Here is a 24916-nt window from a genome sequence, read left to right on the forward strand (position 1 = left end):
AGTATTAAGGAGAAAGGGTCATGTCTACTACATTTGGTGGATTAGCACAGCAGCTAACTCATGCAGGGATTGTGAGTGAAGCAAACATGCAGACTGCTCAGACTGAATCAAAGCAGCAGCAACTCAGTCTCGTATCATATTTAGTAGAGCACAATATGGCCAATGCCTATCAGCTTGCTCAGTTGATGGCGCAGTCTTTTGGCGATCCGCTGTTTGATCTTAATGTCCTTAGTAATGATGTTATTCCAAAAGATCTGGTAGACGAGAAAATTGTACGTAAGTTTAATGCGCTGCCTATCTTTAATCGCGGACAGCGATTATTTGTGGCCTTAAGTGATCCTACTCGTATTGATGCTATTGATGCCATTGCCTTTAATTCTCGGCTGTCAGTTGAGACAGTAGTAGTCGAAGAAGACAAGCTTAAAAAACGTATCGATAGTATTTATGCAGACACCATGCAAAGTTTTGACAGTTTCGCTGATGGCGACTTGAGTGTCGACTTTGAAGATACAGAAGAAGGTGACAGCGGTGAAACCACACTTGCTGACGGTGTCGATGAAGCCCCTGTTGTGAAGTTTGTAAATAAAATGCTGGTCGATGCGATTCGTATGGGAGCGTCCGATTTGCATTTCGAGCCCTATGAGAAATCTTATCGCGTGCGCTTTCGAGTCGATGGTGTGATGGAAAAAATAGCAAATCCGCCCGTACAGCTGGCGGGTAAAATTGCAGCTCGCCTCAAAGTGATGTCACAAATGGATATCTCAGAGCGGCGCATACCACAAGACGGCCGTATTAAGCTTAAACTGTCCAAAAATAAAGCGATTGATTTTCGTGTGAACTCGTTGCCAACCTTATTTGGTGAAAAGGTGGTACTCCGTATTTTAGATCCTTCTGCTGCAAAGCTTGGTATCGATGCTTTGGGTTATGAGCCTGACCAAAAAGAGATGTTTTTAGAAGCGCTTCATAAGCCGCAAGGTATGCTATTGATTACTGGACCGACAGGCTCTGGTAAAACGGTATCGTTATACACCGGTATCAATATTTTGAATACCGGAGCGACCAACATCTCTACCGCTGAAGATCCTGTTGAGATTAACCTTGAGGGTATCAATCAGGTCAATGTGAATTCGAAAGTAGGTCTAACATTCTCTAATGCTCTAAAATCATTTTTGCGTCAAGATCCAGATATTGTCATGGTTGGTGAGATTCGTGATCTTGAAACGGCTGAAATTGCTATTAAGGCGGCTCAGACAGGGCATATGGTTCTCTCAACACTACACACCAATTCAGCGCCTGAAACCTTAACGCGTTTACGCAATATGGGCGTTGCCTCATTTAATATTGCCACCTCTGTCAACCTAGTCATTGCTCAGCGACTGGCGCGACGCTTATGCAAAAACTGTAAGACCGCTCTTAACGTACCAAGACAAAGCTTACTTGAGCTTGGCTTTACTGATGCTGACTTAGATGATCCAAACCACAGTATTTATGAGCCTGTTGGTTGTAACGAATGCCGCGAAGGCTATAAAGGCCGTGTTGGTATTTATGAAGTTATGAAAGTCGACCCAAATATCTCACGTATCATTATGGAGGACGGTAATGCAATCGATATTAAAGATGCCGCACTCAAAAACGGTTTTCGTGATTTGCGACGTTCGGGCATTTTAAAAGTACTTCAAGGTGTCACTAGTATACAAGAGATGATGCGAGTAACTTCTGAATGATAGTAAGTTAATGCTGGCCATTGTTTAAGACTTAAGAGCGACTAAATAACCATCTAAAAAACACTTATTAAATAACGCTGATTAGAGCATATAGATTACGAAAAACTTGAGGGTAAAGACATGGCACAAGCTAAGACTGATATGCTATTAGACTTTGTCTATGATGGAGTCAATCGGCGTGGACAAAAGATCAAAGGTGAAACCACAGGTCGCAGTTTAGAGATTGCAAAAGCGACGCTGCGTAAACAAGGTATCACAGTCAAAACAATCAAGAAAAAACCTAAGCCCCTGTTCACTGTAAAAAAAGCCATCAAACCCATTGATATTGCCATCTTTGCGCGTCAATTAGCTACTATGATGAAGGCTGGTGTTCCCTTGACTCAGTCGTTTGAGATTGTCGCGGATTCGCTAGACAATCCGAGTATGAAAGAGTTGGTACTGCAAATCAAAACCGATATTGAAGCTGGCGGTACCTTTGCCTCAGCGCTACGCAAGCATCCGCGCTATTTTGACGATCTGTTTTGCTCTCTTGTAGACTCTGGTGAGCAATCAGGCGCGCTTGAGACTATGCTTGAGCGTGTCGCTACCTACAAAGAAAAAAGCGAGCTTCTTAAAGCTAAAATCAAAAAAGCCATGAAATACCCTATCGCTGTAATTGTAGTAGCTATAATCGTCACCATCATCCTACTGATTAAGGTAGTTCCTGTTTTCTCGGGTCTATTTGAATCTTTTGGTGCAGAACTACCCGCTTTCACACAAATGGTTGTCGGTATGTCAGACTGGATGCAGGCATGGTGGTTTATTCTTATCATTGCCATTGGTGGTAGTATTGTTAGCTTTACAGAAGCCAAAAAACGCTCTAAAAAGTTTCGTGATTTTCTTGATCGTGCTACTTTAAAAGCACCTATATTTGGCAATATTGCTTACCAGGCTGTCATCGCCCGTTTCGCGCGCACGCTGTCTACTACCTTTGCTGCTGGTGTACCATTGATTGATGCTTTAGACTCTACTGCAGGTGCCGCCAATAATGTGGTATTTTACGATGCTATTCAACAGATCAAAAACGATGTATCAACCGGTCAACAATTGCAGTTTTCGATACGCACGACTAACCTGTTCCCAAGCTTAGCGATCCAAATGGTCGGTATTGGTGAAGAATCAGGCAGCTTAGAAGAGATGCTTGACAAGGTAGCCGTATATTATGAAAACGAAGTCGATAATGCCGTTGATGGTTTGACCAGCTTGATGGAGCCATTGATCATGGCGGTACTAGGGGTTTTAGTAGGTGGTTTGGTCATTGCCATGTACTTACCAATTTTCCAGATGGGTTCAGTAGTAGGGTAGCAAATTGATGCAATTGTTAGAATTATTACAAAGTAATATGACCTTGGCGCTCGTTGTATTTGCAATATTAGGGCTATGTATAGGCAGTTTTTTGAATGTCGTGATTCATCGCATACCGCTGATGATGATTTATAGCTGGCGACAAGAATGCAGCCAGTTTATGTCTCAGCAAGTAGATATGCCGCATGAGCATACTAAGGCCTTAACGGACATTACGGCGACAGATACGCCCATTACTTTAAGTAGACCAGCATCGCGCTGTCCTCACTGTGCGCATCAAATAAAATGGTATGAGAATATACCCTTAGTAAGTTGGCTTGTACTACGTGGTCGTTGCTCTGATTGCAGCGCAGCGATTGGTATACGTTATCCTATTGTAGAGCTAGTCACTGCGCTACTATCAGCATTGGTTATCTATCAATTTGGCGTTACAGCTGCTGGCTTGTCTGCTCTTATCTTGGTATGGACATTGATTGCCTTAACTGGTATCGATTTTGATACGCAGCTATTACCTGATCGACTGACTTTTCCATTAGCAGGGCTTGGCTTGGCGGTCAATTCTCAAGGCTGGTTTGTCTCCCCTACCCAATCGGTTTGGGGGTTATTGCTAGGATTTTTATCGTTATGGATCGTCGTAAAAGTGTTTTATCTCATAACCAAAAAACATGGTATGGGACAAGGTGATTTTAAGCTACTAGCAGTATTGGGGGCTTGGCTTGGACCTATGATGTTGCCGTTGATCATTCTTCTATCTTCTTTACTAGGCTCAATTGTCGGTATTGTTTTGATGAAAAGGCACGGAGAGAGCCAGCCTTTTGCCTTTGGACCTTATATTGCGATCGCTGGTATCGTAGCTCTCCTTTATGGCTCTGATATTGTTCATTGGTATTTAAATATGTATGTTTAATATAGAATTACAATATAACAAACGAATGCTTATATCTTTATCGGCGGTACGCGTTAAGCTAGTTGATTAATGACGATTGTTTGATAAGAACAAGCAATTCATTAGTACTAATATTTATAATTGTCTTTTCTACTAACTTACGAGCCAATAAGTCACCGCTATGTCAATATATTCTGAAACGCCTGTACATAAAAGCCAACAAGCTAAAATACAGAACAAGACCTTAGTGGTTGGGCTAACAGGCGGTATCGGTAGTGGTAAGTCTGCCGCCAGCGATTGGTTTGCAGCACAGGGAATTGACATCATTGATGCCGATGTGATTGCTCATGAAGTAGTAAAAAAAGGCAGCCCTACTTTGCGTAAGATTCAAAAAAAGCTTGGAGAGTGGGTAATTGATGCAGAGGGTCACATGGACCGTGCAGCAGTACGCACACACGTGTTTGCAAATCCTGCCGCGCTTATTGACCTTGAAGCCATTACCCATCCTGCTATTCGCGAGGCTGCAAAACAACAACTAGCAGCAAGCACTTCACCCTATGTTATATTGTCAGCCCCACTACTCATTGAGGCCGCAGAAGCAGGTCTTGCTAACTTATGCCAACGTATTTTAGTCATTGATGTAGATGAAGAGACGCAACTTGCGCGTGCCAGTCTGCGTGATGAACAAAGTATAGTGAAAATAAAAGCCATCATGGCAAACCAACTTCACCGTACTGAACGTAATCACCATGCTGATGATTTGGTGGTAAACGAAGAAGACTTAGCAAGCTTACATCAACAGCTAGAGCCACTGCACCAAACATACCTCAAGCTTGCCCAGCAGCTAAAGTACGCTGGCGATTGATTTCGTAAAGCGCCATACCAGTAGCCACACTCACATTAAGGCTTTGTAAGTTACCGTGCTCATTTCCTGACATAGGTATGTATACCAGCTCATCACAGCTTTCTGTGGTCAACCGACGCATGCCCTCACCTTCTGACCCCATAATTAAAGCTGTTTTTCCTGTCAAATCAGCAGCATGTATAGGCTTAGCTGTCTCATTTAATGCCGTACCGAATACAAAAACGCCTGCATCCTTGATACGCGTCAGCGTACGCGCTAGATTGGTTACACTAACAATAGGCATCATCTCAGCTGCGCCTACTGATACTTTAGCGACTGTCGGAGTCAAACTTGCTGCATGATGCTTTGGACATATCACTGCATCCACACCCATAGCGACTGCTGTACGTAAGCAGGCACCAAAGTTGTGCGCATCCGTAATCTGATCAAGTACCAATAATAAGCATTGATTGCGCCCAATAACGTTATCTAATAATCCTTCATCTGCAAATCCTAATGGACGAGCATGTAATACAACCCCTTGATGCTGAGGACTACCGCATAGTTGCGTCAGCTTATCTTTTTGCGTTGGCTGCATGCTAATGCCATTTGCCTGTGCTTGCGCGATAATGTCTCTTACATGACTGTCGTTTTCGCGCCCTTGTTGTACAAATAAGCTCAATGCATCAAGTGGACGAAGCTCAAGCAAAGCTTCGATGGCGTGAATACCATAGAAATAACTGGGTTTTGCCATAATAGGCCTACTAAAAAATTGAATATCGCTAATATGATATAAGTTGGGATAACACGATGTCTATCTGTCTCTACAGAAATTTATCGAATATGATTACAGTAAAGCGGTACCTACCTTGTGAATACTACCCTTCTAAATGGCAGACATACTGTACAATCTCTTCAGTACGCAGATTGAAGCTGCTATTGCCTTCAACCACGAACGATTGACCAGCGCGGTAGTAGCTAAACTCCTCATCGCCCTCTATTTTGACTTCACATTCGCCGCTAATAATCTCAATACGCTCTGAAGTATTGGTACTAAAGTGGTATCGTTCAACGGTATTGTCACAAGGTAAAATGACACCCAATGTTTTATGCCGGCCATCTTCGAACATAATAGTATGACTTGAGCAGCGCCCATCATACGTTACTGTAGCCTGAGCATTGACCGTTACGTTAGTATATTGTGCCGCTGACATAGTGGCTTCCTTATCAAATAATTATAGCTAAACTAAAAAATAAGTGTCTTATGACATTACAGTTTACATCTTCATACTGAACATAGCTTATTTTAAAATAACTGCTTTTAATATAGTTATTATTAAATAAGCAGATTATATTACTGGTTTGATAACCTAACCGCTTATAGACTCAAGTTTTACCTAGGCACGTCCCATCTTTGACAGACTATTATGTGTACATACTGTGGCATAAGTTTATGATTGAGTGAGTTTATGCTACCACATTATCTCTAAAAAGTTTGTTACAGCGATGCTGAAAATATTATCTATTCACCAAACTGACCATCTTCTAGTACCCTTAAATAATTGCTATGTATACCAATATTGATATAATTTGCTAGGGTTATGACCATTAATTAAATCCTCATTTAGTTTAGAATAAGACACCAAACACAGTTGCTTTTCACAGACCTTATCGTTAGTCTAACTAAGATTACCAATGCCAATTGCCTACCATGAGAGACTTTAATGCTTTTATCGTTAACCTTATATCAGTTTGCGCTGATTGCTGAACATGAGCTGAGCATGGCTGAAGGCTTTAATGTCATTACTGGTGAAACAGGCGCAGGAAAATCGTTGCTACTGGATGCATTATCGCTTTGTATCGGTGAACGAGCAGACAGTGCCATGGTCAGACATGGTGCGGCTCACGCCGATATCTACGCGCAGTTTGATGTGACAAATAATGCTGTTGTGTCCGACTGGTTTACTGAGCATGAGCGCTCTTTAGATGAGCCTGAGATATTGATTCGTCGTCAGCTAAGTAACAGCGGGCGCTCAAAAGCTTGGTTGAACGGAACGCCTGTGAGCCTAGCTGAATTGAAAAGTTTGGGTGCATTGCTTGTCAACATTCATAGTCAGCATGCGCAGCAAGCGCTACTAAAGCCGCAATTTGTAGTGCAGTGGCTTGATGAGATGGCTCAGTTAACTCCTTTAGCAGCGCAGACGGCGAGCAGTTACCAGCACTATCAACAGCTAAAACGTCAAGCGGATGAAATTGCTAGCCGCGAAGCCCAGCGTCAAGACCGTATTCAACTGCTACAAAACCAATTGGCAGATATTGCACCGTTATTGGCTGTCGACTATCATGATGTCGAAGCTGAGCATGAAGAGCTGTCTAATATAGAGGCCTTAATGACAGAGGCCAGTCAGGGTTTGCACTTGCTCGATAATGATAGCGATGAGCCTGATGTCATGACCTTACTTGGTCAAGCGATTAAACTGTGTGACCATCAAATAGGGGTTAGCCAAACCTTTGGGCAAGCCTCAGAGCAACTACATCTTGCGCAGCAGCAGATCACTGAAGTGACTGCTCTACTTTCAGATTATGCCGAACAACAACTTCCTGATCCTGAACGCTTGCAAACCTTGGACAGCCTGATAAGTCTTGGCCATCGTCTATCGCGCAAACATAACTTACCGGCAAATGACTTAATTTCTGAAGCCCATGTGTGGCAGCAGCAGTTAGAACAGTTAGAAAACGAGCCTAGTAGTGATGTGTTGGCTGCACAAATCGAAGATGCTTGGCAAGTGTATCTGCAGCTCGCTACCAAGTTAAATGAGCAGCGTTCAAAAGCGGCACCCGTGATCAGTGAGCAACTTATTCAGCAACTACAGCCCCTTGCTTTGCCTAACGCTCGCTGTGAGTTTGTCTTTACTAAAAAGGCGAATCCCAGTCTTTATAATGCGCAAGGTTGTTACGATATTGACCTATTGTTTAGCGCCAACGTTGGTATGCCGATGCAGCCGCTACACAAAATTGCCTCAGGTGGTGAGCTGTCGCGCATGGCGCTGGTCATGCAAGTATTGCAAGCGACAAGTGCGGATAACAATGCTGCCAAACCGATGCTAGTCTTTGACGAGGTGGATGTCGGTATCAGTGGCGGTACTGCCCAGGTAGTAGGCGAATTACTGCGTAGCCTTGGACAGACACAGCAGCTGCTAGCAATTACTCATCAGGCTCAAGTCGCTGCCCAAGCACATCAGCATATTTTAGTGCAAAAGCATCACAATGAGCAGACGCAAAGTGAGCTTATTATTTTGACTAAAGATGCGCAGGTAAATGAGCTGGCACGTATGTCAGGCGGGGTTACTATTACTGATGTCACTCGTGACCATGCCCGTAGTTTGCTAACTGGTATCAAGTAAAGAGCTATTGCTAGTATGCATCCTTATTTTAAAAGTGGGATAGCAAAATAGTTCATACTTTACGTCTATTGCTTATGATAACGATGCCATTCCTATATTGCTTTTTTGTTTAGTATCACCATATAGTAGTGTCTCACCTTTTATATTACTTATATTATATTTGTCTTTATGTCCAAAGCTAATTTGACCCATCACTTCTTAATTGCCGCTCCTGACTTGTCAGACCCAAGGTTTGAGCGGGCGCTTATTTATATTTGTCGTCATGATAAACAAGGCGCTTTAGGGTTGATGGTGAACCGTCCCCTTGAGCAGGCACGTGTGGGTAAACTGCTAGAAGATTTGAACATCGATGTGACCAATCCTCAAATTATGGAAGACTTAGCACTAGAAGGCGGCCCGATGTATCCTGAGGTAGGATTTGTATTACATACGGGTCAACCGGAGTGGGCATCGTCGTTTGCCATCTCAGAGAACGTCTGTATCACTACCAGTCAAGATATCTTACAGCGTATCGCGGCAGGGCAAGGTATTGGGCACTACCACTTATGCTTAGGACATGCCAGCTGGAACAAAAAACAGCTCGAGCGTGAGCTTAAAGACGGCGACTGGTTAGTATGCCCTGCCGACTTAACATTATTATTTGATACGCCGTTTGAAGAGCGCTGGCAGCTCGCCGCTGAGAAAATCGGGATTAACTTTGATTATCTCAGTAGTGATATTGGTCATGCATAAGGTATTTGTAATGGTAGAGTCTTGTCCTATTAAATTGGGCCTCATAGAAATAGGAGATGCATAGAACGATGGTAGATTCTAATCTTTCTCTTGAAGCTGTTGACACGGCTATATCGGAACCTGAGATTAAGCCGCATCTTATCTTGGCACTAGATTATGGTGTCAAAAAAATGGGAATGGCACTTGGCAATACTGTGACCGAGACTGCACGCGCATTTGATATCTTGGCCATGAATAATGGACAGCCAGACTGGGACAATCTATTGGGCATTATTAAGGTTTGGGGGGTTACCCAAGTGCTCGTCGGGCTCCCTTTAAATATGGACGGTAGTAGCTCTATGCTCTCAAAACGGGCGCACAAATTTGCGCGTCGCTTGACTCATAGATTAATGGAGCAGCGCCTGCCTGCAAAAGTGACATTATGTGATGAGCGTCTAACTTCTATGGCTGCAAGAGAGATCGCTTGGGAAAATGGCTGGATTCGAAATGAGCGTGACCCAATCGACGACATCTCTGCCTGTATTTTATTATCAACTTACTTTACCGATCCAAATAGCAGCATGGCCATCAGTGCGATAAAACCTGATTAGTTGAATCATTAGACAGTCGAATGTTGCGCTCATTCAAAGACGATGTTCTGACCCAATTCTATGCTTTGTCTAAGCATACCGCCGTTAAATAAAGTATTATAAACCTTTACGAACAGATGACTGATCGTTATGACCAATGTTTCAGACCAACCAACGCAATACGGTTTTGCCCCGCTTGCTATCGCACGTATTAAAGGTGCACAGCTTGCCAATCAAATAGCGATTTATCTTATTTACGCTGCTATTATCGCTTTTATGGTCTTTGGCACCATTGCTAGTATTAAAGCATTCCATGACAATCAGCTACTTTATCGACTGTTTTTTAATTTGCCTTATGCGCTGATAGCATTGACCATACCTATCACTATTTATGATGGTTTTGTCATTTACCGTTACCGCTTAAATCAACCTTCAATGATTGCTTTAAGCATTGGTGTATCTACGATCGTACTGGTCGGTGGGCTGTTATTCGCTGATACTGCATGGTTGGGACTGGCATCGTGGCTTGGAGTGGCGTTTTTATTTAAAGCAAACTTTAAGCGCTTTTTTAACTTTTTGGAAGCCGAAGCAGTAACTGAAGAAGAGCTTGGAAACGAACATGTAACTGATGAAAAGTTGCCACAAACTCCTAAAGAATCTTCAATCGACAGCAATTTCTAAATTTACTACTTATTTTTAATATAACAACTATGACTACTTCAATATCTGACATTGCGATCCATCATCATTTGGATACCCAAGGACTTATATGTCCGGAGCCGGTTATGATGCTGCATCGAACCATTCGTAAAGCCGATGGCGGCGATATCATTGAAATTCTTGCAACCGATCCTGCGACGACGCGCGATATTCCTAATTTTTGTCGTCATCTTGGTCATGAGCTTGTACATCAAGAAACACTGGCTGAGAACGTACACTTAAATGCCGATCCTGACGAAATCACCATTGATAGCGATGATGCTACGCCTACAAATATGACACTCTATCGATATTTGGTTAAGAAAAAAACGGCATAGCATTTCTAAGCGTGTTTTTGTGAGCATTTTTCATCGCTGTTTTCATTCTTACTTGAGCACTATTTTATGAGTCGTGATCGCGCCGTGCAACAACGCCAACCTAAAGCACTGGCAGTAGACGACGAGCCCAGTTATATGACTGAGTTTCGTCAAGCGATGCTGGCCCGCGGTTTGGCAACTCGTACGCGTAATGCTTATGTTCGTGACTTGCGTACTTGTGAGCTGACCAGCCCTACAGCATTGACAAAGTGGCAAGCCGAGGATGTATTGCAGTGTCTCTCTTGCCTCGCCACCGAAAGCAAAACCCCGCGTACCCAAGCGCGAATGCTCTCAAGCCTGCGTCAATTCTACTTGTGGATGATCGCCAGCAACCTGCGTGAAGACAATCCTTGTGAGCGTATTAAAAGCCCTAAACTTGGACGTCCTTTACCAAAAGATTTAGCGGAAGCAGATGTCGATAACCTACTTGCTGCACCTGATACTAGCACCGCGCTGGGTCTACGTGATAAAGCTATGTTAGAAGTGTTGTATGCTTGCGGCCTACGGGTCAGTGAGCTGATTAATCTGGCGCTTGAACAAGTCAATCTTAATGCTGGCTGGTTACAGATTACGGGGAAAGGTAATAAAACGCGACTGGTACCGCTAGGTGAATATGCAGCGGACGCGCTGGACGATTATCTGTCTCATGGGCGTGGAGACTTGATTGCGCATTTGAAATCGGGCAATTGCCAAGCGGTATTTCTGACCGCACAAGGTGGTTATATGACGCGGCAGAACTTTTGGTACTTATTAAAGAAATACGCCAAAGTCACCAGTATTGATAAAGAGCTATCGCCGCATACGCTACGTCACGCCTTTGCGACTCACTTGCTCAATCATGGCGCGGACCTTCGCAGCGTACAGTTATTATTAGGCCATAGTGACTTATCGACCACGCAAATTTATACCCATGTGGCGACGGCAAGATTGCAAAAATTGCATGCAGAGCACCATCCGCGTGGCTAGAATTAAAATCTAACATTAAGGAATATATCGTGTTGCAAGCTCAGTCGTCTCTTCAGCCTACCCTGACAAAAGGGCAAAACTCTGCACTCAAAAACCTTACCATTATTGGTTACTTAGAAGGTACGTCTTTTCTATTGTTACTTGGTATCGCGATGCCACTCAAATATATGTTGGGCATTCCTGAAGCGGTAAGATATATCGGTATGGCGCACGGGGTACTATTTATCGGCTACATTTTGACACTTGTGTATGCCGCGAGCAAAATAAAAATGCCACTGTGGGCGCTACCCGCTGGTGTGCTCGGCTCGTTTTTACCCTTTGGTCCGTTTGTGTTTGATTCTTTGTTGAAGAAGCGTTTGGAAAAGTAGTTTTGAAAAAAATTGAGTATCAGTAACGATGTTACAGATGAATACGACTTATAATATTGAGATAAAAAATCGCTAACTATGAAGGTTTCAAAATGAACTTCGATTAAAAACTATGTGGTTTTTCCATTTATCAACTTTAAATCTTGATCTTTATTAAATACGCTTTTAACTCAGTAACTAAAACACCATTTTATTCTTCTGAATTACCGACCACTATGTGAAATACAATTCTATCAATCCCTAGCTGCAAACCTGCCTTTTTCTCGTTACAATACCTGCCATAGCTTATTAACCTTTTCCTATCTATTATCTGAGAACCCCATGAGCCATAGACCACCTGCTGACCTATTAAAAAACGCCGAACACTGGCGCGAAGATATCAATTTTAGCCAAGATGTACTGGGTAAACCGTTTGACTTTACTACCACGTGGGGTATTTTTTCACCGCAAAAGCTCGATGACGGTAGCCTCATGCTGCTTGATTATGTGGACTTTCAAGCGGATGATGATTCGATAGATTTGGGCTGCGGTTATGGCGTGCTCGGTATGACAGCAGCACGCGAATGTCCAAACGGTCAGCATACATTAATTGATAAAGACTTTATGGCGGTAGAATATGCACGCCATAACTGCGTGCAAAATGGTCTAAACAATGTCGACGTGCATTTATCAAACGGCTTTAATCATGTGGCAAAAGACAAAGATTTTAGCCTTGTGATGTCAAACTTGCCAGCCAAGGTCGGTAAGGAGCAGCATTATCTATACTTCCTTGATGCCTATGCGCGCATGCGTGAAGGTGGACGATTTTATGTGGTCACTATCAATGGCTTGCGCCAGTTTATGAAGCGCTCGTTTACCGAAGTATTTGGCAATAGTGAAAAGGTCAAACAAGGCAAGACCTATACCATTACCATGGCAACCAAAGACTAAAACGATTTATATCTGCCATAAAAAAACACGCTAACGTTAGCGTGTTTTTTTATGCATGCTTTAGGATGCTCCCTAGGCTACATCTGCCGTTTTATCAGATAAAAACCTAAGGCAGCACTACCGATAATCGGTAACAGTACCATGAGCATGGGCGAAAACCCCGTCGCCAATGAGACAAAGCCGACCAAATCTTGCACATAGCTAAATAGCAAACCAAAAAGTAACGCGACCACAATACGCAGACCTAAGCTATGCGTGCGCAATGAGCCAAAAACGAATGAACAAGCAACAATCACCAGCGATAAGATGGACAGCGGTGATAACAGCTTTTGCCAAAATGCAAGCTCATGTGGCAACGAGCGCTTGCCTTGTTGTTGCATAAATTGACGATGTTCATAAAGCTGCGTCAGAGACAAATCCTCTGCTTTGCGAGTCAGTAAATAGACGGACTCAGGTGCAAAGGGCAGACTTAGAGTATCTAATGAGGCCTTAGATTGGCTACTCTCAAAGCCTTGATTGATGGACAGCTTAGTCATATTATTTAGCTGCCACTCGTACCGATATTGCTCGCTTAGCTTGCCAGTAGTGCCCAAAGATTGACGACCAATGTACTGCCCACCCATCGCATGAGTGGCTGTTTGTAAGTCACCATTATTGTCCAGATGCCAACGTTTGACTTCACCAATGTTACCTTGTACATCCGCATAATCGATATATAAAATATCACTGCCATCAGGCTGTACGTTACCATCCGTATTGCTTTCAGTTGTACTTTGAAAGCGCGGCTGCATCGTCCAGTAGCCACGTACTGAAGTGACTAGTGAGCTGCTGTCTTCGTTGTTTATTTCACGAGCCAGTTGGTTAGAGTTGGGCAGTACAAACTGATTCAGCATTAGTGCCAATAGTACAAACAATAACGCTGGTTGCAATACCCAGCCGACGATGCGATAGATACTGACGCCAGCGGCACGCATAACGACAAGCTCACTTTTACTAGCCAGCAACCCTAAGCCCACTACTGCGCCAAGTAGTGCACCTGTTGGCATAAATTGCTCTAAAAAGTAAGGCGAGCGGTAAAAAATATATCTGAGCGCATCAGACATGGTATAACTATCAGACAAATCTTCAAGCTCAGACAAGTAGGTAAACAAGACTTGTAGTGCCCATAACCCAACTACCGCCGCGATAATCGCTAAAAGCGCATTGGTTTTGACATAACGTCCAAGCACCTTTAAATTGGAGGAACGGCTTTGAGGGATCTGAGCTTTAGATAACAAGGCGCGCATTAGAGCTGACCTCCATTAGAGTCTTTTATTGAATTATCGACAGACCCCAATGACTTATCTTCAAAACGCACACGCAATCGGTGCTGAAAGCGACTGCCCCAATTCATATAAAGCGCCAATGCCATAAATCCTAGTACCAGCCATGCGTACGCCCAAACGCTCACGCTACCTTTACCCACAGCATTCTTCAAAGATATGATGCCAAGCGCACAACTGACAAACAATAAAATAGAGGGAAACAGTCGCAACCAGCGACCTTGACGCGGACGTACTTGTGCAAGCGGTACAGCAAGCATAGGAGCGATAATCATCAGCCAAGGTAGCGTAAAGCGGTAGCCAAGCTCACCTTGTGCTGCTCGTAGCGCATCAGCACTACCAACTTGCACACTGCCTGTAGCGGCCTGCCATAAAGGTCCGATTTCTTGGGTTTCAATATTGTTTTCAGTCACCACCTCTTTTGAGGATTCAGTTAACGTAATACGATAACGATCAAAGCCTACTTGATTGTACTTCAGGCTACCTGCGCCCACTTCATAACGTCGACCTTGGAATAGATCTAACTGCGTCACACCGCTACCAGCATTCTCTACTTGCTCAGCGCGCTTAGCCAAGGTAATGGTGTCTTTATTAATAGAATGATCCGCATTGTCAGCTGACTTTTTGGATGGCTCAGATTGGATAAGTACCACATCTTGTAGCTGCGTTTTGTCATCGCTAAGACTGCCTACATACAAATGATAATTACCGCTACTAATAAACTCATTGGGACGAATTAAGTCAAAAGCACTTGTCAATGCTTGTTGCTGCCAAACCGCCTCAGATGAGCGCACCCCCCACGGCTTACCGACAATCGATAATGCCGCCTCCCCTACAAACAATGCCAAAATTAATGGGGTCATCAAACGCGCAAGCTTACCGCGAGAGACACCGCTGGCATTGATAACCGCCATTTCTTGATCGACATACAGACGTCCAAACACCAGCATCAAAGCAATAAAAAACGCTAACGGTAAAATAAGCTCTAAAAAATACGGCAAGTTATAACCAATAATGACAAACAATAAGCCAATATCGAGATTCCCTTCAGCAGCAATTCCGAAGTAACGTATTAGGCGACCACCAAGCATCATCACTACCAAAAAGCCCAATACCAAAGCAGTGGTTGAGGCAACCTGACGGGTCATGTAGCGGCGTAATATCACAATAGGTACTCTTAAACAGTTGGTATTGGTGCGTTTCTTCGCAAACTTAATGACGGTTTTTAAGGTGTCGATTGGGTATTATAGAGATAGCATTGCTCAGGTAAATACTTAAATAAATATAAACATCATTGAACCGCTGGTTAGCGACATCGTATGAAAATTAGCGACTACTAGTGATCGAGACAACCGCTAATGCTAGCACGTTTTGGCAAAAAATAGCGGTGAAATGTGTTTGGAAACATTACCTAACCCTTGCCAATGGCATATTTTTCATAACATAAAGTAGTCCGATACGATAAAGTCATATAGCTTAATAAAAACGATAGGTAGACTGGTTTAATCATACAAAGGCTTTGATTAATTCGGTTTGGAAAGATAGAAAGGTTTGTTTGTCATTCGTATCACTGATCGAATATTGGCGCTATTCATTGCTAAACTCATGTATTGTCAAAAATCACGATCAACATTTACTATACCAATAGCCCACTTTTTACTTATGCAGCCTAATGGAGAACAATATGTCTAATCCCTCTACCTTGCTTGAATTAGCTGGTGGCGAATTTGATACGCTTGATTGGTCAAATTGTGCTATCGTCTTTATCGATTATCAAAACGAATATGTGGACGGTGTTATGCCACTAGGTCAATCGGGTAGTAAGGCGATTGACAATGCACGCCTACTGCTTGATAAAGCTCGCAAAAAAGACATTCCTATCTTTCATATCGCCCATCATGGTGAAGACAATGGCAACGTTTTTGATCCATTATCTTCTAATGTTGCTATTGTTGACGATTTAAAACCGATGAATGGCGAAAAAACCATTACCAAAAAGCATCCTAATGCGTTTTATAATACTGAGCTTAGTACACTTATCTCTGCTGCGCAAAAGCAGCAAATTATCTTTGCAGGTTTTATGAGTCATATGTGTGTCAGCTCAAGTGTCAGAGCTGCCTTTGACTTAGGCTTTACTAATTTTGTCTGTCATGATGCTTGTGCCACTCGCGACCTTCCCAACGCTAAAAGAGAGACGATAAGTGCTAACACTATGCACGACACGGCTATGGCAGCGTTGCAAGATAGGTTTGCTGCGTTAGTATCGACTGACGAGCTGGCCAATGACTAATCAGTTGCAGATGGTGAGTGCGGGGGAATAGGGTAGAAAAACATATGGAAACATTCACTAACCCTTGCCCTCTGCGCACGAATTATTCAATATGCTACACTACAGCCATAATCAAATATACTAAAAATGTATCGCTGTTAATGCAGTCGCTTTCAAAGTGTAGAAGTCATGATTTACTCATTTTAGGTTCAGAGTTTATCAATAAATGAATGATCAATAATCTGTCTTATTTAACTTTTTGTTTTACAATTTTGATGTGAGTATCTGCATCATTTATCAACACTTCTTATATTACTACTCTAATAAGGATAACTATATGAATATCAAACTATCTCAGCATTTGCCAAAGACTCATACGCAAAAAATGCTCAAAAAAGAAGCAAAGAGTAAAGATGAAGCTTGCCTTGTGGTTTTGGTGGACGATGAAAAGAACATCCTTGCCAAATCGGCTTTAACTGACTATACCGCGCGTATCGAGCAGTTGATTGAGGTCTCACACTTTAACGGTAAAGCTTGTGAGACAGTGGCAGATTATGCGTTGGCAGGGGACAAAAAAACCACCAAGCAAAACCCTGTACAACTCTTATTAGTTGGCGCTGGTAATGTTGATAAACTGAACGAAACTGTTTTACAGAAGATTGCTAAAACCATCTATAGCAGCACCCAAAAACGTGTGGCATCGATTACTGTCGCATTGGGTGATACTCTAGAAGAAAACCATTTTGGTCAATTTGCCCTCAATCTATTGGCAGCAAGCTATCGTTTTGACAAATACAAGTCAGAGCAAACTACGCCCATATTGACCGATATCTATTTGGTGGCTGATGAGTCACTACAGCCTGCGCTAGATTTTGCCCAATCAGTCTTTGCAGGTCAAAGTCTGACCCGTGATGTGGCCAATGAGCCTGGCAATATTTGCTTCCCGGCGTATATGGCAGAACAAGCCGAAGCGCTTGCCAAGACTTATCCTGACCTATTAAAAGTGAGCGTACTTGGTGAAGATGAGATGTCAGCGCTAGGTATGGAGTGCTTTTTAGCAGTGGCTAAGGGCTCTACCAAAGAAGGTAAGCTGGTACTTATGGAGTATCGCGGCAAATCTAATTTCAGTGCCGATGCTGACGCTAGCAAAGAGGCCACTAGTAGTGCGAAAGTTTCTGGCAGTTTAAAAGCATTGGCTGATAAATTACCAACCAAAACCTCTAATAAGAAAACGGCTAAAAATGCAGTTACCAGTAGCGATGATAATGCACAAGCTGTAAACGATGATGCTCCTATCGTGTTGGTCGGTAAAGGCATAACCTTTGACTCAGGTGGTATCTCAATCAAGCCTGGTGCGGCCATGGATGAGATGAAATTTGACATGGGCGGTTCAGCGTCTGTGCTTGGTACGCTCAAAGCCTTATGTGAAGCGCGTCTACCGATCAACGTTGTGGGCGCCCTCGCCTGCGCTGAAAATATGCCATCAGGCGATGCCACTCGCCCTGGTGATATCGTCAAAGCCATGAACGGTAAGTCAGTTGAAGTCTTGAATACCGATGCTGAAGGCCGTTTAGTATTGGCAGATACCTTGTGCTACGTACAACGTTATCAGCCAAAAGCCATCATCGATGTCGCGACATTGACTGGTGCCTGCGTGGTCGCATTAGGTCATGTACGTTCAGCGGTCTTTAGTAATGATGAAGATGTGTTATTCGAATTAGAGAACGCCAGTAATCAAACAGGTGATCTTATCTGGCATATGCCAATGGATGATGCTTATCAAGCACAGCTTGACTCGCCTATCGCTGATATGCAAAATATCGGTGGCAAAGGTGCAGGCGCTGTGACCGCTGCTTGTTTCTTGTCACGCTTTGTGAAAGAAGGTCAAGCATGGGCGCATTTAGATATTGCTGGCACTGCGTGGAGCTCAGGTAAAGATAAAGCAGCAACGGGTCGCCCTGTACCATTATTTATGCAATACTTGAAAAATAGCGCAAATATGGCCTAATTCATTGACGAAAACCAATTTATGAAAATTAGCTTTTATGTATTAAGTGAGAGTAAAGCCCAAGATTTCTTGGGCTTTATTTGTCAGTTGACTCAAACAGCACTCAACAAAAGTAATCAATCACTACTAATTCTTACTCAAGATAAAACCTTGTTGTCGACGCTTGATGAGGCGCTATGGACTCAGGATGAGACAAGCTTTATCCCGCATCAATGCCTTGCAACTTTAACCAACGCTACTCCTGACGATAATGCTACTAATAAAATGTCAGCACCGGTTTTATTAGGTAGCTATATGCCTGCTGATTTTAACGGTATCGTACTTAATACCACGCTACATCCAGTCAACGACTTTATGGCAGTGACTAACAACGCCAAGCCCACTCGGGTCCTTGAGTTGATCAAGCCTGATACAACCAGTGTGCAAGAAGGGCGTCATAAATATAAGCACTATAAACAGTTAGGCTATGAATTGACACACTTCAAAGTATAATTGACCAATATTAAAGCTATAGAACACCCTCTCTTATTGTCTTCATTCTTGTGTAATAAATCTTCTAAATAGACTGATTGAGAAAAAATTAGTTTGCCTATACTTACCTGCTTATTTTCTCTTATTCATTGTATTTTTAACTTTGTATCATTGTTATTGTCGCTCTTATAGTCAACTAATAATCACTATTAGGTGAATAAGTTAAAAAATGCTACTATCTGTCGTCTCGTTTTTTATTGTTACTACAATTTATTTTTTACTGACGAATTTGAGGATAGATAGATGCGTTCATTGACTGCGATGTACAAGCGTATAGGGCTGGTACCGCTCATTATTATTGGTTTGATATTAGGGGTATTAATTGGTTGGCTGGCACCAAGTGTCGGTATTGCTTTGGGATTATTGGGAACGCTATTTGTCGGTGCGCTAAAAGCTGTGGCACCGATTTTGGTATTCGTCTTGGTCATGGCAGCAATTAGCCAACATCGTAGCGGTAACGAAGTCTATGTCAAACCTGTGCTTATCATGTATATTTTCGGCACTTTTCTGGCAGCACTAACTGCCGTAGGAGCGAGCTTCTTATTTCCGACTGAGTTGGTTCTCGTGAATGCAGATATTGAGCAGGTACCGCCAGCTAACCTCAAAGAGGTATTGACGAACCTACTCATGAATCTAGTCGCAAACCCTATCAGTGCGATTGCTGAAGCCAACTATATCGGTATCTTGGCATGGGCAATTATTATTGGCTTTGCGCTGCGTCAAGCCAGCGACACTGCTCGTACCATCGTTGGCGATTTTGCTGATGCCATCTCACAGGTCGTAAAGTGGGTCATCGCCCTAGCGCCTTTTGGTATCTTAGGTTTGGTTGCCAATACGGTCGCTGAGACCGGCTTTGCCTCTTTAGTAGGTTATGCTCGTATCCTAATGGTACTAGTCGGTTGTATGCTATTTATTGCGTTGATTGCCAATCCTCTTATTGTGCTTATCAAGACTGGCAAAAACCCTTATCCGCTCGTATTCACTTGTCTACGCGAATCAGGAATCACGGCATTTTTTACCCGTAGTTCGGCGGCCAATATTCCCGTCAACATGAACCTTGCAGGCAAACTGGGACTGCACGAAGATACATATTCAGTCACCATTCCACTAGGTGCGACCATTAATATGGCAGGCGCGGCGATTACGATCAACGTCTTAACACTTGCAGCAGCGCATACTTTAGGTATCGAAGTAAGCTTTGCTTCAGCCCTTTTATTGAGTTTGGTTGCCACAGTCAGTGCTTGCGGTGCCTCTGGGGTCGCTGGTGGTTCGCTACTGCTAATTCCATTGGCGGCCAGTTTGTTTAGCATTCCAAATGACATTGCCATGCAAGTGGTTGCAATCGGCTTTATCATTGGTGTCATTCAAGACTCAGCAGAAACAGCACTAAACTCTTCAACGGATGTTTTATTTACCGCTGCTGCTGATCCTAGGTATTCACGTTAATTTATGCACATTTATTATTACCGCTAACACTAATATGACAAAAGGGCTTCTAAAAGCCCTTTTTTTTGGTCTGTTACTTACGATTGACGTAGCTATTTTAGCTGCTCAATATCTACTTCAATGATCGGCGCTTGCCTGTCTATCTGGCGCTTAAGCTGACGTAATTGCTCGACCTCATCTAATAGCTCAAGTATTAAACCAATCGCTGGTACACTGGCGTCAAAGTCGCGACTGAGACGTGAGGCACGGCGTACAGTTGTTAGCTGGTAACCCGTAAACTGCTCACGCTCCGGTACGTCATATTCGATGATGTTTTCTTCTATCAACTTGATGACCCATTGACGCTCTTGACCACAGGCAGTCACTAGCTCATCTAAACTCATAATAATATCGGTAAATTCAGGCGAGTGTTTCATAATTATTATCCTCGTTTGCTCTTTATGTCGTCGTTATCGTATTCATCTTTGCGCTTTATGACCTATAGCTTGTCACATTGATTGGCAGCTATAAATAACGACTTTTAACGATTAATAGCGGTATCGGCAAAAGCGTGTTTTAGTTGCTCATAAGCTTTAGTGGCAGCCTCGCTACTGATATCAGGATTAACGATGTTTAAGGTTAAGTATAAATCGCCCGCTTGTTTAGCAGGGATACCTTTACCTTTTAGACGCAAGTTACTACCTGATTTGCTGTTTTTAGGAATCGTGACACCAAGCGTACCTGCTGGCGTACTGACGTTTATTTTATCTCCTAATGCTGCTTCCCAAGGCGCAATATTGACCGTCTGATAGACATCTGCGCCTTCGATACGGATATTAGATGTGTGGCTGATTTTAACCTTTAAAAACAAATCGCCGTTTTTGCCGCCGCTCATGCCAGCCGCGCCTTGTCCCGCTAGGCGTATTTGCTTGCCATCTGTGATGCCTTTAGGAATCTTAATTTTGAGCGTTTTATTCTCATAACCTACGCTACCATTAGGCTGACGAACCGGCACATTTAACTTAATACTGTAGTCATCACCGCTATATACCGAGGCTAAATCCACCGTAATCTCTGCATGTTGGTCTTGACCCTTGTTATCTTGTGCGCCAAAACCGCCGCCAAATTGATCAAAGCCACTACTTTGCGTGCGACTGCCTGCCTGTCCACCAGCAGAGCCACGTGCCCCGCGACCAAATGCTGAAAATATATCGTCGAAGCGAAATCCGCCACCACCAAAAGCTTCACCATCGCCAAACTGATCTTTGATATCTTCCCAGCGAAAGCCGCCTTGCCCGCCGCTAGCCGATTGACCACCAAAACCGCCGAAACCTCCAGCACCGCCTTGACCAGCGAATGGATTGTCTAACATAGCGTCATATTCGCTACGTTTGTCTTTATCCCTAAGCGTCTCATAGGCGTTATTGATTTCAGCAATTTTATTATCAGCATCTGGATCATCACTCACATCGGGATGAAATTGACGTACAAGCTTACGGTATTTTTTTTTGATATCAGCGTCTGAGGCGTCTTTTTTGACCCCTAAAATATCATAGTAGTTTTTTTCTGCCATGTGGTAGTTCCTTAAAACAAAAGCATGTTGATGATATTGGTATGCCAATTTTAAATAATATGGTATGAAATTTTGATGTAACTTAACGATGATGATAACAATAAAAGAAGCAAAGACCGTTATATAAATATTAAGAGTAATATTGCTATTAATATTTTCACTATAAAAATAAACATTTATGAACTGGACAAATTGTGAACTCGAGCGTTTTTTACAGTACAGTAAGGACTAAGAAAGCTTTTTAATGTAAAATACTCATATTATTCATACTCATAGGGAATATGAATAACATAGGCAAAAGTATCTGTCTATTTTATAAACTGCATATAGGTATTAAATGTCTTATTTGATCAAGTCTTTGATAGTCACGTTATCACTACTACTGACTACTACCGCATTTGCTGGTAATACCAGTTATTATGGTAGTAAGTTCCATGGCAAACGTACCGCTAGTGGTAGTATTTTTAATATGAATGCGATGACTGCCGCTCATAAAACGTTACCATTTGGTACAAAAGTAGAAGTGACTAATAAAAAGACGAAGCAAAGCGTCATAGTAAAAATTACGGACAGAGGACCTTTTACTCCGGGACGAATCCTTGATTTATCTAAAGGCGCTGCTGGTAAAATAAACTGTCAACTTTGTACCACCACTATGAAGATCTTATCTTATGGTGATGGTAAATACCGTAGACAATGATGTAGTAAAAAGGGAGAGCCGGCGCTCTCCCTTTTTTATGGCGACTACTATTTTATAGCTACTATAATGATTATTATAAGCGAACAACCATTTGCTAAATCGTTAAAGCCACCTAGTCAAATTTTGCTTCCATTTCCTCTAATGTCGTCATTGATAGCAGCAACTTCTCTTCGTTATCGCTATGCTGCTGCTGTAGCGCACTTTGCTCATCTAACAATTGTAACAAGTCTGACTTTCGGCTCTCTTCATAAAGATCGGTATCAGCCAGCTTTTCTTCCAACGTTATTAGTTGCTTATCCATCTTAGCTAAAGCCTTTTCTGTGTCTTCGATGTCACGGCGAATAGGCGCTGTTAGCTTACGTTGTTCAGCCGCCAGCTTACGCTGCTCATCTTTACTAAGAGCAGGTTGAGCAGTTTTATCTTTTATTGGTGCAGTAGATGTTTCACTATTTACTAAGCCAGTATCTGTTTCACGTGAAACAAACTTCTTACTCTCTTTTTTACTTTTCTTTTTGCCAGTATTCTTATCTGGCGCATTCTCTTGTTTACGTTTTTCTGCTAGCCACTTACCATAATCACTGATATCGCCATTGAACTCATCAATTTGGCCATCGTGCACCAAATATAACTCATCACAGACATTCGCAATCAGCTCACGATCATGCGAGACCAACACCACTGCCCCCTGAAACCCTTGCAACGCGATGGTCAACGCTTGACGCATTTGTAAGTCTAAATGGTTGGTCGGCTCATCGAGGACAAGAACGTTTGGGCGCTGCCAGACAATCAAAGCCAGCGTCAAGCGCGCACGCTCCCCGCCAGAGAAAAGCTTACTTGGGGTGTCAATACGATCCCCGCGAAAGTCGAAGCTACCAAGGAACGAGCGCAGCTCAGCGTCAGAGGTTTTGCCTGCTAGACGGCGCAACATTTGTAGAGGGGTGGCCGCTGCATCCAATGCATCCATCTGATGCTGGTTAAAGTAGCCAAGCTTTAATGTATCTGAGACACGGTAGCTGCCTGTCAAAATACCCAACTCGCCCACCAATGCCTTAATTAGCGTTGATTTACCCGCACCATTCATACCGAGCAGGCCTAGACGAGTATCAGGCGTTACTTGTACGCTTGCGTTATACAAAAGCGGCGTATCGCTATAGCCAATATCAGCCTGCGTCATCTCAATCAGCGGTGAGCTCATATTAGCAGGCTCATAAAAACGGAACGAGAATGGGTTGTCCGCCATCATCGGTGATAGCTCTGCCATACGCTCAAGCTGCTTGATACGGCTCTGTGCTTGCTTGGCTTTACTGGCTTTGGCACGGAAGCGGCGAATAAAATCATCCAAATGAGCTTTGGTAGCTTCCTGCTTCTCAAACGCTTGCTGCTGCTGCGCCATACGCTCATGACGGGTACGAATAAACTGTTGATAATTACCCGTATAAAGAGTGATTTTTTGTTGTTCAACATGCAAAATATGACCGACGGTCGCATCTAGAAATGCTTGATCATGTGAGATGACAATAACTAGGCCAGTAAAGGCATTGATCCAAGTTTCAAGCCATAAAATAGCATCCAAGTCCAAATGGTTGGTCGGCTCATCGAGTAGCATTAAATCTGCACGGCTCATCAGAGTCTTGGCAAGGTTTAAGCGCATACGCCACCCACCCGAAAACCCTTCTACTGGCAGCTCATGCTGACTTGTCTTAAAGCCCAGTCCTGCCATGATTTGCGCCGCTTTGGTCGGCGTACGATAGCCATCGATTTCATCGAACTGCTGATGCAACACGCCAATCTGCTCATCACTGACGGCGCTTAAGTCATTCAAAGCAGCATTAATCTCATACCACTGCTCGTCACCGCTCAAGACATAATCAATCGCTGTCTGCGTACTGGCACCGACTTCTTGCGCCATATGGGCAACCTGCCAGCTATCAGGAATACTCACCTCACCCCTATCAAGGGTAACCTCGGTATCGCCTGCGCCCATTTGCGTGAGTAACAAGGCAAACAAGGTAGATTTGCCAGTGCCGTTGTTGCCCGTCAAGCCTACTTTATGGCCCGGGTGGAGCTGGAAGCTTGCGCCTGCAAACAACTCACGACCATCACGGCGAACACCAACGTCTTTAAATTCGATCATAGGACTTCTTCATCTCAACAGTAATATAAAATATAAAGCAGCAATAAAAACACACTTAGGGCGTGCTAATTGGTGGCTATTATTTCAAACGCCTAGCCGATAGGCAAACGA

Annotated in this window: 24 protein-coding genes; 17 read left to right on the top strand and 7 right to left on the bottom strand. The window is 43.2% G+C overall.

Going from position 1 to position 24916, the window contains the following annotated elements:
- Window positions 1-20 precede the first annotated feature (20 nt).
- From pilB to coaE, 4 genes are all read left to right on the top strand, one after another.
- Entirely contained in the window at window positions 21-1724 is a 1704-nt protein-coding gene (gene pilB, locus ACS8FC_RS05770) for a type IV-A pilus assembly ATPase PilB (protein WP_439262511.1), read from the top strand.
- Between the two features lie 120 nt (window positions 1725-1844).
- A complete protein-coding gene (locus tag ACS8FC_RS05775; RefSeq protein ID WP_439296131.1) occupies window positions 1845-3068 on the top strand; it encodes a type II secretion system F family protein in 1224 nt (407 codons plus the stop codon).
- Between the two features lie 7 nt (window positions 3069-3075).
- Window positions 3076-3975, top strand: coding sequence for a prepilin peptidase (locus ACS8FC_RS05780; RefSeq protein ID WP_439296132.1), 900 nt, complete (start codon window positions 3076-3078; stop codon window positions 3973-3975).
- A gap of 160 nt (window positions 3976-4135) precedes the next feature.
- Window positions 4136-4819 (top strand): dephospho-CoA kinase, encoded by a 684-nt coding sequence (gene coaE, locus ACS8FC_RS05785; protein ID WP_439296133.1) that lies wholly within the window; start codon window positions 4136-4138, stop codon window positions 4817-4819.
- On the opposite strand, the gene rlmB is transcribed toward coaE, so the two are convergent.
- Window positions 4782-5552, bottom strand: coding sequence for a 23S rRNA (guanosine(2251)-2'-O)-methyltransferase RlmB (rlmB, locus tag ACS8FC_RS05790; RefSeq protein ID WP_439296134.1), 771 nt, complete (start codon window positions 5550-5552; stop codon window positions 4782-4784). The two genes, coaE and rlmB, sit on opposite strands and share 38 nt — an antisense overlap.
- Window positions 5553-5676: 124 nt before the next feature.
- A complete protein-coding gene (gene ppnP / locus ACS8FC_RS05795) occupies window positions 5677-6012 on the bottom strand; it encodes a pyrimidine/purine nucleoside phosphorylase (protein ID WP_299218752.1) in 336 nt (111 codons plus the stop codon).
- Window positions 6013-6522: 510 nt separating this feature from the next.
- Between ppnP and recN the strand changes: the two genes are divergently transcribed.
- The 8 genes from recN (at window position 6523) to ACS8FC_RS05835 (ending at window position 12843) form a co-directional block, all read left to right on the top strand.
- A complete protein-coding gene (recN, locus tag ACS8FC_RS05800) occupies window positions 6523-8202 on the top strand; it encodes a DNA repair protein RecN (protein ID WP_439262519.1) in 1680 nt (559 codons plus the stop codon).
- A 168-nt stretch (window positions 8203-8370) separates the two neighbouring features.
- Window positions 8371-8934: a YqgE/AlgH family protein gene (locus tag ACS8FC_RS05805; protein ID WP_439296135.1), complete on the top strand. Its 564-nt coding sequence runs from the start codon at window positions 8371-8373 to the stop codon at window positions 8932-8934.
- Window positions 8935-9002: 68 nt separating this feature from the next.
- Entirely contained in the window at window positions 9003-9524 is a 522-nt protein-coding gene (gene ruvX, locus ACS8FC_RS05810) for a Holliday junction resolvase RuvX (RefSeq protein ID WP_439296136.1), read from the top strand.
- Window positions 9525-9653: 129 nt separating this feature from the next.
- Entirely contained in the window at window positions 9654-10184 is a 531-nt protein-coding gene (locus ACS8FC_RS05815) for a hypothetical protein (RefSeq protein WP_439296137.1), read from the top strand.
- Between the two features lie 29 nt (window positions 10185-10213).
- Complete coding sequence (gene tusA, locus ACS8FC_RS05820) at window positions 10214-10540, top strand: sulfurtransferase TusA (RefSeq protein WP_439262525.1); 327 nt, start codon at window positions 10214-10216, stop codon at window positions 10538-10540.
- A gap of 66 nt (window positions 10541-10606) precedes the next feature.
- A complete protein-coding gene (gene xerD / locus ACS8FC_RS05825; RefSeq protein WP_439296138.1) occupies window positions 10607-11545 on the top strand; it encodes a site-specific tyrosine recombinase XerD in 939 nt (312 codons plus the stop codon).
- Between the two features lie 29 nt (window positions 11546-11574).
- On the top strand, window positions 11575-11913 hold the full coding sequence (locus tag ACS8FC_RS05830; protein WP_439296139.1) for a DUF3817 domain-containing protein: 339 nt from the start codon (window positions 11575-11577) through the stop codon (window positions 11911-11913).
- A 321-nt stretch (window positions 11914-12234) separates the two neighbouring features.
- Window positions 12235-12843 carry a class I SAM-dependent methyltransferase gene (locus tag ACS8FC_RS05835; RefSeq protein WP_439296140.1) on the top strand — a complete coding sequence of 203 codons (609 nt, stop codon included), beginning with the start codon at window positions 12235-12237 and terminating at the stop codon, window positions 12841-12843.
- A 77-nt stretch (window positions 12844-12920) separates the two neighbouring features.
- Here ACS8FC_RS05835 and lptG read toward each other — a convergent pair whose 3' ends face one another.
- Both lptG and lptF read right to left on the bottom strand, forming a co-directional pair.
- The gene (gene lptG, locus ACS8FC_RS05840) at window positions 12921-14129 is read right to left on the bottom strand and encodes an LPS export ABC transporter permease LptG (RefSeq protein ID WP_439262537.1); all 1209 of its coding nucleotides are present in this window, start codon (window positions 14127-14129) and stop codon (window positions 12921-12923) included.
- Window positions 14129-15331: an LPS export ABC transporter permease LptF gene (gene lptF, locus ACS8FC_RS05845; protein ID WP_439296141.1), complete on the bottom strand. Its 1203-nt coding sequence runs from the start codon at window positions 15329-15331 to the stop codon at window positions 14129-14131. Before lptF ends, lptG begins: the two co-directional genes overlap by 1 nt.
- Window positions 15332-15849: 518 nt before the next feature.
- Between lptF and ACS8FC_RS05850 the strand changes: the two genes are divergently transcribed.
- The 4 genes from ACS8FC_RS05850 to sstT all read left to right on the top strand — a co-directional run bounded on the left by ACS8FC_RS05850 (window position 15850) and on the right by sstT (window position 20419).
- Entirely contained in the window at window positions 15850-16455 is a 606-nt protein-coding gene (locus tag ACS8FC_RS05850; RefSeq protein WP_439296142.1) for a cysteine hydrolase family protein, read from the top strand.
- A 316-nt stretch (window positions 16456-16771) separates the two neighbouring features.
- Window positions 16772-18442 (top strand): leucyl aminopeptidase, encoded by a 1671-nt coding sequence (locus ACS8FC_RS05855; protein WP_439296143.1) that lies wholly within the window; start codon window positions 16772-16774, stop codon window positions 18440-18442.
- Between the two features lie 21 nt (window positions 18443-18463).
- Window positions 18464-18934 carry a DNA polymerase III subunit chi gene (locus ACS8FC_RS05860; RefSeq protein ID WP_439296144.1) on the top strand — a complete coding sequence of 157 codons (471 nt, stop codon included), beginning with the start codon at window positions 18464-18466 and terminating at the stop codon, window positions 18932-18934.
- A gap of 282 nt (window positions 18935-19216) precedes the next feature.
- Window positions 19217-20419: a serine/threonine transporter SstT gene (gene sstT, locus ACS8FC_RS05865; RefSeq protein WP_299218779.1), complete on the top strand. Its 1203-nt coding sequence runs from the start codon at window positions 19217-19219 to the stop codon at window positions 20417-20419.
- Between the two features lie 92 nt (window positions 20420-20511).
- Here the strand turns inward: sstT and ACS8FC_RS05870 are convergent, their stop codons facing one another.
- Together ACS8FC_RS05870 and ACS8FC_RS05875 are read right to left on the bottom strand one after the other, a co-directional pair.
- Window positions 20512-20835 (bottom strand): chaperone modulator CbpM, encoded by a 324-nt coding sequence (locus tag ACS8FC_RS05870; RefSeq protein ID WP_439262546.1) that lies wholly within the window; start codon window positions 20833-20835, stop codon window positions 20512-20514.
- A 104-nt stretch (window positions 20836-20939) separates the two neighbouring features.
- Entirely contained in the window at window positions 20940-21971 is a 1032-nt protein-coding gene (locus tag ACS8FC_RS05875; RefSeq protein WP_439296145.1) for a DnaJ C-terminal domain-containing protein, read from the bottom strand.
- A 337-nt stretch (window positions 21972-22308) separates the two neighbouring features.
- Between ACS8FC_RS05875 and ACS8FC_RS05880 the strand changes: the two genes are divergently transcribed.
- A complete protein-coding gene (locus ACS8FC_RS05880) occupies window positions 22309-22671 on the top strand; it encodes a septal ring lytic transglycosylase RlpA family protein (protein WP_439262550.1) in 363 nt (120 codons plus the stop codon).
- A 112-nt stretch (window positions 22672-22783) separates the two neighbouring features.
- On the opposite strand, the gene ACS8FC_RS05885 is transcribed toward ACS8FC_RS05880, so the two are convergent.
- The gene (locus tag ACS8FC_RS05885; RefSeq protein ID WP_439296146.1) at window positions 22784-24805 is read right to left on the bottom strand and encodes an ATP-binding cassette domain-containing protein; all 2022 of its coding nucleotides are present in this window, start codon (window positions 24803-24805) and stop codon (window positions 22784-22786) included.
- Window positions 24806-24916: the final 111 nt, after the last annotated feature.

This window comes from Psychrobacter sp. 1Y4, assembly GCF_051847555.1.

Bases quoted from the DNA above. Each gene is read 5' to 3' on its own strand.
- pilB (WP_439262511.1), top strand. From the start codon at position 21: ATGTCTACTACATTTGGTGGATTAGCACAGCAGCTAACTCATGCAGGG.
- ACS8FC_RS05775 (WP_439296131.1), top strand. From the start codon at position 1,845: ATGGCACAAGCTAAGACTGATATGCTATTAGACTTTGTCTATGATGGA.
- ACS8FC_RS05780 (WP_439296132.1), top strand. From the start codon at position 3,076: ATGCAATTGTTAGAATTATTACAAAGTAATATGACCTTGGCGCTCGTT.
- coaE (WP_439296133.1), top strand. From the start codon at position 4,136: ATGTCAATATATTCTGAAACGCCTGTACATAAAAGCCAACAAGCTAAA.
- rlmB (WP_439296134.1), bottom strand. From the start codon at position 5,552: ATGGCAAAACCCAGTTATTTCTATGGTATTCACGCCATCGAAGCTTTG.
- ppnP (WP_299218752.1), bottom strand. From the start codon at position 6,012: ATGTCAGCGGCACAATATACTAACGTAACGGTCAATGCTCAGGCTACA.
- recN (WP_439262519.1), top strand. From the start codon at position 6,523: ATGCTTTTATCGTTAACCTTATATCAGTTTGCGCTGATTGCTGAACAT.
- ACS8FC_RS05805 (WP_439296135.1), top strand. From the start codon at position 8,371: ATGTCCAAAGCTAATTTGACCCATCACTTCTTAATTGCCGCTCCTGAC.
- ruvX (WP_439296136.1), top strand. From the start codon at position 9,003: ATGGTAGATTCTAATCTTTCTCTTGAAGCTGTTGACACGGCTATATCG.
- ACS8FC_RS05815 (WP_439296137.1), top strand. From the start codon at position 9,654: ATGACCAATGTTTCAGACCAACCAACGCAATACGGTTTTGCCCCGCTT.
- tusA (WP_439262525.1), top strand. From the start codon at position 10,214: ATGACTACTTCAATATCTGACATTGCGATCCATCATCATTTGGATACC.
- xerD (WP_439296138.1), top strand. From the start codon at position 10,607: ATGAGTCGTGATCGCGCCGTGCAACAACGCCAACCTAAAGCACTGGCA.
- ACS8FC_RS05835 (WP_439296140.1), top strand. From the start codon at position 12,235: ATGAGCCATAGACCACCTGCTGACCTATTAAAAAACGCCGAACACTGG.
- lptG (WP_439262537.1), bottom strand. From the start codon at position 14,129: ATGCGCGCCTTGTTATCTAAAGCTCAGATCCCTCAAAGCCGTTCCTCC.
- ACS8FC_RS05850 (WP_439296142.1), top strand. From the start codon at position 15,850: ATGTCTAATCCCTCTACCTTGCTTGAATTAGCTGGTGGCGAATTTGAT.
- ACS8FC_RS05855 (WP_439296143.1), top strand. From the start codon at position 16,772: ATGAATATCAAACTATCTCAGCATTTGCCAAAGACTCATACGCAAAAA.
- ACS8FC_RS05860 (WP_439296144.1), top strand. From the start codon at position 18,464: ATGAAAATTAGCTTTTATGTATTAAGTGAGAGTAAAGCCCAAGATTTC.
- sstT (WP_299218779.1), top strand. From the start codon at position 19,217: ATGCGTTCATTGACTGCGATGTACAAGCGTATAGGGCTGGTACCGCTC.
- ACS8FC_RS05870 (WP_439262546.1), bottom strand. From the start codon at position 20,835: ATGAAACACTCGCCTGAATTTACCGATATTATTATGAGTTTAGATGAG.
- ACS8FC_RS05875 (WP_439296145.1), bottom strand. From the start codon at position 21,971: ATGGCAGAAAAAAACTACTATGATATTTTAGGGGTCAAAAAAGACGCC.
- ACS8FC_RS05880 (WP_439262550.1), top strand. From the start codon at position 22,309: ATGTCTTATTTGATCAAGTCTTTGATAGTCACGTTATCACTACTACTG.
- ACS8FC_RS05885 (WP_439296146.1), bottom strand. From the start codon at position 24,805: ATGATCGAATTTAAAGACGTTGGTGTTCGCCGTGATGGTCGTGAGTTG.